Annotated in this window: 1 protein-coding gene; it reads right to left on the reverse strand. The window is 66.5% G+C overall.

Annotated elements, in window-relative coordinates; genetic code table 11:
• The coding region (locus tag ACFWJO_RS40465) for a cutinase family protein (protein ID WP_386873374.1) at positions 1 to 688 on the reverse strand (688 nt) is incomplete at its 3' end.
• Between the last annotated feature and the right edge of the window lie 436 nt (positions 689 to 1,124).

Consider the following 1,124-nt stretch of genomic DNA (forward strand, 5'->3'; position numbering starts at 1 on the left):
GGATGGAGCCGAGCGACCCGAGGAGCGGGCTCGTCCCTTTCTGGATTGAGCAGTACAGGTCCTTGCCGGTGTAGCAGATGGAGGCGACCCGGCCGGAGAGCTGGCCCATTCCCTGCGGGCGGGGGTCGGCGATGCCGGTTCCTGCGGCGCGGGGGCCGACGACGGCTTCACCCTCGGTGCCCGAGCCGGGGTCCGCCAGCAGGCCGACCGCGAGTACGCGGTCGGGTGGGATGGGGCCCTTGCCGTTTCCGATGTCGGAGGCGAGATCGCCGGCCGCGTCGGCGCCCTGGGAGTATCCGGTGATCGTGAACTTCGTTCGCGTGCACTTGCTTGCTATGTCGGTCAGCAATTTGGCTGCTTTGGTGCGTGCGTCGGACTTGCTGTCGGCGTATGTCTTTCCGTTGTCGAATGCGCGGGCCATGTACGGCAGGGTGTAGACCTCCGCGCGGTCACCGTGGGTGGCTGTGATGGTGTTGGCGATCGGTTTGAGGATGCCGGCCGGAACGGAGGGGTCGGCGTGCTCGTTGGTTTCCCAGGTTCCGGGGATGAAGAGGTTGAATGTCGATGCGCATCTGGCCGGGTCCGCGTGTGCCACCGCCGGGGCGGTCAGCGCTGCGGTTCCGGTGGCGACCGCCGCGGTGACCAGTGCGGCGAGTGCGCGTTGGACGGTCGGACGTGTGGCGGGCATTGGCACCTCATCTACCGGGCGGACTCGGGTGGATCACCGTTCGGTGAGCACAACAGGGTCCCTAGCCGGTTGGGCTCGCGTCGAGGTGAGTGCCCACAGTGGCCGGTTAGTACGGTGAGATCAACGTGACCTGTGGATAACTCCACGGTCTGTGGGCCTCCGTCGAGGTGGTTATCGCTGTGCCGGTTCGCCCCGTCGGTGTGGCGTCCGGTTCATGAAAGTCCATGAGCGCGGGCCTGGACCCCTGCGAAAGCGATGTTGTGCCGGTATCGAGTTGTCCGGCTTCGTCATGGCCGTTGTAATGCCTCGATTGCGTCGGGGGGCTAATGTCCGCGGCATTCTCGGTGGGCGTTGCGCAACGGCTTTCGGAGGCACCGGTGGCGTTGCGGCAGCCGCATGCAATCTGTGGGCTGCGGCCAATCTCGTCCTGTGCGGG

The organism is Streptomyces sp. NPDC127092, from assembly GCF_042722475.1.
Taxonomy (GTDB): domain Bacteria; phylum Actinomycetota; class Actinomycetes; order Streptomycetales; family Streptomycetaceae; genus Streptomyces.